Here is an 8,325-nt window from a genome sequence, read left to right on the forward strand (position 1 = left end):
GCCGCGCCCGGCGCCGCGCCGGTGGCGGTCGGCGGCACGGCCGCGCCGGGCATCGCGCACAAGAAGAAGCAGCGCGGCCAAGGCAAAGGCGAAGGCGACGACGAATACGAAGACGAGGAAGAAGTGCGCCGGTGGGAACGCAGCCGCCAGCGCGCGCAGGACAAGGGGCAGGCACAGGACCGCCGCGCCGACCGCCGCGAGGCGCGCGGCGGCATGCAGGAGACCGGCGCCATGCGCGCCAAGCGCGAACTCGGCCGCATGATGGACGAGGCGAAGTCGGGCGACCTGGCGCAGCTGAGCCCCGACGAGAAGCTGGCCCGCCTGCGGCGCTTCAAGATGGTGCTGAAGGATTCGGACATGCCCACCCTGCAGCGCAACCAGCTGCAGGGCGCCTACGACGAGGAACTGCGCACGCCGCGCGTCAGGCTGCTGGGCAAGCCGCAGACCAAATGGGTGGCCGGCGGCCCGGAACTGCGCGGCATGGTACTGACCCCTGGCGAGGTCAGCTACGCGCAGCCCGACAATTCCAAGAACATCAAGACGCGCAACAAGAGCGGCGACAAGATCAAGGTGCGCGGGCACGTGAACCTCAAGTCGGACACGATCGAGGGCATCCCCATGTCCCGCGTCCGCGACAAGGGCAGGCGGTACGCCGAGCAGGCCAAGCGAAACGCAAGGCACCTGCCCACCGGCGAGCCCATCGTCATCGACTTCGCCGAGCCCGGCACGCCGGCGATCCGGCAGGAGCTGTGCAAGCAGCTGTTCGCCAAGGGTGGCCCGGTGAAGGAGGTGCGCTTCCACACCCAAACCATCCGCCGCGAAGAGTGGGAAGCCGCCGAGAAGGTGCGCACGGAGGCAGAGCGCCGCCAGCGCGAGCGCGAACGCCGCGCGGCGAAGAAGGCTGCCAAGGGCGGCGCGGGCAAGAAGCCTGCGGCGGCCGGTGGCGCCAAGGTGGGTACGGCAAAGCCATCGAGCAAGAAGAAAGCTCCGCCCAAGGCCACGGCGCCGGCGAAGAAGGCCGCTGCGAAGAAATCGACAGCCAAGAAGGTCGTACCGGCTGCACCGGCGGCCGCGGCACCCAAGGCCGCAGCCAAGAAGGTGCCAACCAAGAAGGCCGCCGCCGCCAAGAAGACCCCCGCGGCGAAAAAAGCAGAGGCCACGCCGGCCGCAGCCGTGGCCGACGCCGCCACCACCATCGCCGTGCCGGCCGCGAAGCCCAAGCCGGCGGCGCGCAAGCGCGGCAAGGCCGCCGTGCCGGCGCAGCCCAAGGCAGCGATGCAGGACGACCTGGCCCTGCCGCCGACGCCCCGGCAGGCGCGGCCCAGGAAGCCCGCGGCAAAAAAGGCCGCGGCATCTCCGGCCAAGGCGCAGCAGCCGCAAGCGCAGCCGCAGCAGCCCCCACCGCAGCAGCAGCCGAAGAAGGCCGCTCCCGCACGCAAACAGGCGAAACCTGTGAAGCCCGCGGTCCCCGCGGTCGTCGCCGGTGCTGCACCGCCGGTCGCGGCTGCGACGGCCAAACCGGCTGCCAAGGCCGGCCCCAAAGCCGCTGCCAAGCCCGCAGCCAGGGGCCCGGCGAAGCCAGGCGCGAAGAAGCCGCCCGGGCCCGCATCGACCACCGACATGCAGGCGGAGCGCGGCGCCTCGGCGATCGGCGGCCCCGGCAAGCTGGGCGCGGGCGCCAACGTGGGCATGCAGTCCAGGACCGACTACGGCAAAGGACGCAGCGCCACGCACAGCGCCGCCTTCGGTGGCAAGGCCTGGGTCGAGGTCACCGAGGTCCCCTTCAGCAAGCCGGCGCGTTTTCGGGTGGTGTTCCACGTCAACGTGGCCGGCCAGGTGGGCGCGGGCATGGAGCAGCAAGGCCGCGGCGGCACCAGCATCACCGCCGGCGCGGCGGCGTCGGGGTCGCTGGACCTGACGGTGGCGCACGACTTCTCGGCGGAGGAAACGCAGAAGTACATGGCGAGCGTCAACGCCGGCTCCGGCGGCGCCTGGCGCGAGCTGCGGGTGGCGCAGCTGGCCGCCGCCGGCAGCATCGCCGACGCGCAGGCGCTGGCCGGGCAGATGCGCGCGCTGGCCGGCTCGCCCGCGGGGCTGGCGCAGATGAAGGAAGGCGACGAGGTCGCGCTCGGCGCCACCGGCAGCATCGAAGCCAATGCGGGCGGCTCGGCCGGCAAGGGCCTGAACGCGGGGCTGCAGGCCGGCGTAGGCAAGAGCGCGGGGCTGGAGCGCAGCGTCTCGCTGCGCGAGGGCAAGTACATCGTCACCATCAGCAGCTCGGAAGGCACCAGCGGCCGGCTGGGCGCGAGCGGCGGCTACGGCGTGGCCAGCATGGGCATGTCGCGCGAAGTGCGCGACAGCCGCGGCATGTCGGTGAGCTTCATGATCGACGCCAAGGACCCGAACCGCGACGCGCGCTTCGCCGAGATCACCGCTGCCGGCTCGATGGACGCGCTGACCGCGCTGAAAGGAAAGTACCCCGACCTGGTGGGTTCGCGCACCGACTCGCGCGGCAGCGCCACCGACGACACCACCACCGCGAGTGCGCTCGGCGTTTCGTTGGATGTCCTCGACCAGGGCGAAACCAGCGAGGAGGTGACCTTCGGGCCCGACGGCGTGACCCGCGTCTACAGCGGGCAAGGCACCGGCGGCGCGCGCCTGCGCGTGGGCGACCGCACGCTGGCCTCGGCCAGCGACACCAATGCCTTCGTCGGCGGCGCCGGCCCGGACAACGTGGGCTGGGGCGAGACGCGCAACGAGCAGCGCTCGCTCGACTACGGCGCCAGCGCGCGCAAGCTGGCCACGAATTTCGGCAAGGCGCCGGTCGGCACGGCGATCGGCGTCGTGACGGGCAGCATGCCCGTGCTCCAGGAGACGGTGCAGCAGCACGGCGCGGCGATGACCGACGACGGCTACGCCGAGCTGATCGGCCGCGCGCAGGACCCCGGCAAGTGGTCCCAGGCGTGGTCCGGCAGCTTCGGCACCTGGGAAGCCTGGATGCAGGTGCGCCACCAGGTGCTCGCCGCGGGCGATAACCGGCAGCTGATCGCCAAGGCGATTTCCGACTTCGAAGGCAAGTCCGGGGGTGGGCGCAGCGACACGGTGCAAAAGGCGCTGGGCGGCACCGCCATCGTGTTCGAGTTCCCCGACAGCATCGCCGACCAGAAGCCGCTGTACGACGCGCTGATCGTCGGCAACCCGCTAACCGCGGCCGAGGCCGCCGGCGACGGCCCCCAGCAGCTCACCCGCCTGCGCGCCGACCTGGAGAAGCTGGCCGCGCTGGACAAGAAAATCAGCGACCACGCCGCCGATTTCCAGCGCCCGGGCGACTTCATCGAAATGCGCCAGCGCATCGGCGAACGCCAGCTCACCCTGCGCGGCGCGGCGGCGAAGCTGCAGCCCAAGGCACCGGCCGGCGCGGGCGCCAAGCCGAAGGCCGCCGCCCCCGACCCCGGCGTGACGACGGTGCCCACCGCCGACGAAACGGCTGCGCAGCAGGCCGAGGAAACCGAGCGCCGCCAGCAACAGATCGAAGCCGCCACCGGCCGCCTGCGCAGCTACCGCGGCGTCGAGCAGGGCGTGTTCTCCTCGATGGAGGCGGAGTTCAAGGGCTACACGGTGATGGGCTACGAGATGCCCAAGCTGAGCCAGCCGAGCGTCACTGGCCTGATCGCGCAGGAGAACAAGCTGAAGGATGCCTACCCGAAATGGGGCAAGGACGTCGCCCTGCTGCGGCGCCTGCTCACCGAGTCGGGGGGCGACCCGTCGCAGGCCGACGCGTACCGGCCGGACCGGGCGCGCTACCTGGAGCTGGATCGCAAGGTCCCCTATCACAGCTACGGATCCGGGATGCCCGGATACGAGGAAATCTGAGGCGGCACGCATGATCGACCACCTCGACTTCCTGCTGCAGCGGCTGCTGCGCAACCGCATCGCGCAGCTCACGACCGACGCGCAGGTGCGCTTCCAGCCGCCCGACGAGGATTGGCGCAGCCTGGTGTCCAACACGACGGGCAATTCGCTCAACGTGTACCTGGTCGACCTGCGCGAGAACCGCAAGCTGCGCACCAATGAGCGCGAGCGCCGCACCGTCGGGCTCGACGTGTTCGAGACGCAGCCGCCGCGCCGCGTGGACTGCCACTACCTGCTGAGCGCGTGGAGCCCGGTGACGGTGACCTCGCTGATCGATCCCACGCCGGACGAGCACGCGCTGCTGGCCGACGCGGCGCGCGCGCTGGGCGAGCACGACGAGCTGGACCCGGCCGCCATCTACGCCGCGTCCATACCGCCCGCGGCGCCGCCGGCCCCCATCGCGCAGGAGCGCTTCCCGATCACGCTGCTGCCGGTGGAGGGCTTTCCCAAGCTCGGCGAGTTCTGGGGAACCATGGGCAACGGCAACCGCTGGAAGCCCTGCGTCTATTTCGTCGTCACCGTCACCTTGCACGAGCTGGAGGCGCGCTCCGGCCCGATGGTGACCACCGCGCTGGCCGAAACGCGCGTGGCCGGCGAGCCGGGAACCGCGCAGACGCTGGCGCAGTTCGGCGGCACCTTGCGCGCCTCTGCCGCCGCCGGCGCGGCCCCGGTGGCTGGCGCCTGGGTCGACCTGCGCACCACCGCCGGCGTGCGCCGCCAGCTGGTGCGCACCGGCGCCGACGGGCGCTTCCTGTTCGTGCAGATCCCGCCGGGCAGCTACCTGCTGCAGGTGTCGGCGACGGGCTTCGCGCCGTTCTCGGCGGCCATCGACGTGCCGTCCTCGAGCGGCGATTACGACATGCATTTCTAGACGGATGCCAAAGGAGAAACACAGATGACGACATACGCAACCCCCGAGGTGTACATCGACGAGTTCGAGCCGGCGGCACCGATCTCGGGGGTGGGCACCAGCAACGCGGCCTTCCTTGGGCCCTGCATGCAGGGCCCGCTGAACACGCCCACCCGCCTGACCAGCTGGGACCAGTTCACCAGCCAGTTCGGCGCCGTGCCGGTGCCCGGCTTCTACCTCTGGTACGCGGTGCGCGGCTTCTACGAGAACGGCGGCAAGACCTGCTTTCTCACCCGTGTGAGCAACGCGAGCTACGGCGCGCTGACGCTGAACGACGGCACGGCCGCGCCCACGCTGCTGGTCAAGGCGCTGCAGGCCGGCGTGCTGAGCCCCGGCGTGTCGATCACGGTAGACGGTGCCGTGCACACGGTGAAGGCGCCGGCCAAGCTGTTCCGCCCCACCGGCACCATCGCGGGGGCGGCCGTCAACACCCGCATCATCACCCTCACGCTGGCCTCCGACGCGGAGAAGTTCCGCCCCGGCGACCGCCTGAGCTGGGCCGGCGTGGCCGCGGCCGACGACGGCGCCACCGTGGCGCGCGTGAACGGGGCCACGCTGGAAATCCTGAACCCGCTGTCGCAGAACTACGCGGCCGGCGCGCTGCGGCTGATGAACCCGGCCGCCGGCGCCGACACGCTGCGCGTGGAAGCTGGGGCCGCCATCGCCCCGGGCATGGTGCTGGTGCTCAAGCAGGCCGCGCCCGCTGCGGTGGCCGACACCGCCGTGGTCAAGAGCGTGATCGCCGAGCGCATCAACGGCACGCTGACCACCTACCGGGTGACGCTGCGCGCCGGTATCGCCGCGCCCTTCAATTTCGCCGCGGCCGGCGGCGACGTGACGGTGGAGTCGCAGGAGTTCACGCTCACCGTGACGCCGGCCACCGGCTCGGCGCGGGTGTACGACGGGCTTGGCATGGACCCCGACCATCCGCGCTACTACGGCCGCATCGTTAACGGCGCTGATCCCTACGTGACGGTGCGCGCGATGGACCCGCCCAACGTCACGGCGCCGCCGGACGACCGGCCCGCCACGCTGGCCATCACGCCGCTGCCCAACGGCGCGGCGGACAACCCGGCCACCCTGACCTCGGCCGACTACACCGCCGCCCTCGCGCTGCTGGAGGCGATCGACGACGTCAACATCGTCGCCATTCCCGACCGCCAGGACGCCGCCGTGCAGGGCGCGCTGATCCAGCACTGCGAATCGCTGCTGGACCGCTTCGCCGTCCTCGACGCGGCGCCGGGCCTGGCGCCGTTCGGCGCCGCCAGCGTGGACACGCAGCGCGCGGGCCTCACCTCCAGCCGCGGCTACGCGGCGCTGTACTACCCGTGGCTGTCGGTGATGGACAGCGCCGGCGTGAAGACGCTGAACGTGCCGCCCTCGGGGCACATGGCAGGCGTGTACGCGCGCACCGACCAGCTGCGCGGCGTGCACAAGGCGCCGGCCGGCACCGCCTGCACGGTGACAGGCGCGCTCGGCGTGGAGCGCGCCATCACGCACACCGAGCAGGAAGGGCTCAATCCGAACGGCGTCAACGTGATCCGCGTGTTCTACGCGGGCGGGCGGCCTACGGTGTGGGGCGCGCGCACCACGGCCAGCGGCTACGGCGGCGACGCCAACTGGCAGTACGTCAACATCCGCCGCCTGTTTCTGTACCTGGAGGAGTCCATCCAGGAGGGCCTGCGCGGCGCGGTGTTCGAGCCCAACAACCCGCAGCTGTGGCAGAAGTTGAAGCGCACCTTGACCGACTTCCTCACGCGCAGCTGGCGCGAGGGGGCCCTCTTCGGCGAGAAGGCCGAAAAAGCGTTCTACGTGCGCATCGACGAGGACATCAACCCGTTCTCCGAGCAGCAGCTCGGCCGCCTGCACATCGAGATCGGTGTGCGGCCCAGCTATCCGGCGGAATTCATCATCGTGCGCATCGGCATCTGGGACGGCGGTTCCGAAGTGTCCGAAGGCTGAAGCGCGCACCAGGAGCACACAGCATGGCAACCCGCAAAGACCCCTACGTCAATTTCAACTTCCTGGTCGAGATCGACGGCATCACCCGCGCCGCGTTCCACGAGGCCGGCGGACTCGACTCGTCAATCGACACGATCGAGCACCGCGAGGGCGGCGAGAACATCACCATGCGCAAGCTGCCCGGCCAGGTGAAGTTCTCCAACATCAGCCTGAAGTGGGGCATGTCCGACGACACCGACCTGTACGCCTGGCACAAGCAGTGGGCCGACGGCGACCCCGCGGCCTCGCGGCGCAACGGCTCCATCGTGCTGCTGGACCGCCAGGGCCAGGAGAAGGCGCGCTGGAACTTCTTCAATGCCTGGCCCGCGAAGTGGACCGGCCCGAGCTTCAACGCCGAGGCCAACGACATCGCCATCGAGTCGCTCGAACTCGCCCACGAGGGCCTGGCCCGCGCCTGACGCGCCCGCAGCCCCGCGCACACCAATACACGGAGGACACACCATGTTCCAGACCGAATTCGAATTCACCCTGCCCTGCGGCTACCTCGACGAGGATGGCACGCTGCACCGCGACGGCACCATGCGCCGCGCCACCGCGGCCGACGAGATCCTGCCGCTGAAGGACCCGCGCGTGCAGAAGAACGAGGCCTACCTGATCGTCATCCTGCTGTCGCGCGTGGTCACGCGGCTGGGCGGCGTGCCGGCCATCAACCCGAAGGTGGTCGAGAACCTGTTCGCCACCGACCTGGCCTTCCTGCAGAACCTCTACAACAGGATCAACCGCCTCGACGAGACGCCGGACGCCGGTGACAGGGAAGGCGGGTCGGCGCGGCTGGGGGAGTGGTCGGCTACCCCCTCGCTCAACTGAACGAGGAGGTGGCTTTCATCGCCTACCACTTCCATTGGACGCATGACCAGATCATGGACATGGAACACCGCGACCGCCGCCGCTGGGTGGCGCAGATCTCTACGCTCCACCAGAGGATGAACGAGGCATGATTTCCGTGCGCCCGCTCCTGCGCGCCCTCACCGCCGCAAGCGATTCGCCGCTGGCGCGGCACCGTGCTTTCCTCGGCCTGCGCGCTGGCGGCGGGCGCGAGGACCTGCGCCTGTCGCCGCTGGAGCGCGTGCTGCGCCGGGCGCCCCGGTCGGTGGTGCGGCACACCTCGCTGCTGCTGCAGGCGTTCCACCTGCGCCAGTCGCTGCGGCAGCTGCACGTGCACAACGCGTGGGTGCGGCAGGTGGCGCCGGTGCGGCAGCAGTTGCTGGTGCGCCTGCGGGAAGCGCGCACCGGCGTGATCGCGCTGCAGGCGCGGCAGCAGGCCGCGCCGCGCATTGCAACCGTGCCGCGGCAGCCGGCGGCCACGCAGGGAATGCGGGACCACCATGCGCCAGCATTCGCCCAGCGCGCCGAACCCGCGGTATCCGCAGTGCTGCGCCGTGCGGAAGTGCGCGCCGTGTATCCGCGCGTTGCCGCCACGCTGGCGAAGCCCCCTGCTTCACGCGCATCCGAAGCGCAGCCGCGCCAGCACGCGGACTTCC

General features: G+C 71.0%; 6 protein-coding genes and 1 pseudogene. All 7 read left to right on the plus strand.

Annotated elements, in window-relative coordinates; all coding sequences use genetic code 11:
- Positions 1-3,873 (plus strand): annotated as a pseudogene (locus tag H0U68_RS21690) (hypothetical protein); the annotation flags it as partial.
- 10 nt (positions 3,874-3,883) lie between these two features.
- Positions 3,884-4,783 (plus strand): Pvc16 family protein, encoded by a 900-nt coding sequence (locus tag H0U68_RS21695; protein WP_296358981.1) that lies wholly within the window; start codon positions 3,884-3,886, stop codon positions 4,781-4,783.
- A gap of 24 nt (positions 4,784-4,807) precedes the next feature.
- Entirely contained in the window at positions 4,808-6,784 is a 1,977-nt protein-coding gene (locus H0U68_RS21700; protein ID WP_296358982.1) for a phage tail sheath subtilisin-like domain-containing protein, read from the plus strand.
- Positions 6,785-6,807: 23 nt separating this feature from the next.
- A complete protein-coding gene (locus H0U68_RS21705; RefSeq protein ID WP_296358983.1) occupies positions 6,808-7,242 on the plus strand; it encodes a phage tail protein in 435 nt (144 codons plus the stop codon).
- Between the two features lie 43 nt (positions 7,243-7,285).
- Positions 7,286-7,651: a phage tail assembly protein gene (locus H0U68_RS21710; RefSeq protein ID WP_296358984.1), complete on the plus strand. Its 366-nt coding sequence runs from the start codon at positions 7,286-7,288 to the stop codon at positions 7,649-7,651.
- Positions 7,652-7,704: 53 nt separating this feature from the next.
- The gene (locus tag H0U68_RS24430) at positions 7,705-7,782 is read left to right on the plus strand and encodes a hypothetical protein (RefSeq protein WP_365732283.1); all 78 of its coding nucleotides are present in this window, start codon (positions 7,705-7,707) and stop codon (positions 7,780-7,782) included.
- Positions 7,779-8,325: hypothetical protein (locus H0U68_RS21715; protein WP_296358985.1), on the plus strand; the 547-nt coding region annotated here is incomplete at its 3' end. The genes H0U68_RS24430 and H0U68_RS21715, both read left to right, overlap by 4 nt.

The organism is Ramlibacter sp. (assembly GCF_013697775.1).
Classification (GTDB): domain Bacteria; phylum Pseudomonadota; class Gammaproteobacteria; order Burkholderiales; family Burkholderiaceae_C; genus Ramlibacter.

What these genes read in the sequence shown, in the direction of transcription:
- H0U68_RS21695 (WP_296358981.1), top strand. Translation starts at nt 3,884, where the DNA reads ATGATCGACCACCTCGACTTCCTGCTGCAGCGGCTGCTGCGCAACCGC.
- H0U68_RS21700 (WP_296358982.1), top strand. Translation starts at nt 4,808, where the DNA reads ATGACGACATACGCAACCCCCGAGGTGTACATCGACGAGTTCGAGCCG.
- H0U68_RS21705 (WP_296358983.1), top strand. Translation starts at nt 6,808, where the DNA reads ATGGCAACCCGCAAAGACCCCTACGTCAATTTCAACTTCCTGGTCGAG.
- H0U68_RS21710 (WP_296358984.1), top strand. Translation starts at nt 7,286, where the DNA reads ATGTTCCAGACCGAATTCGAATTCACCCTGCCCTGCGGCTACCTCGAC.
- H0U68_RS24430 (WP_365732283.1), top strand. Translation starts at nt 7,705, where the DNA reads ATGGACATGGAACACCGCGACCGCCGCCGCTGGGTGGCGCAGATCTCT.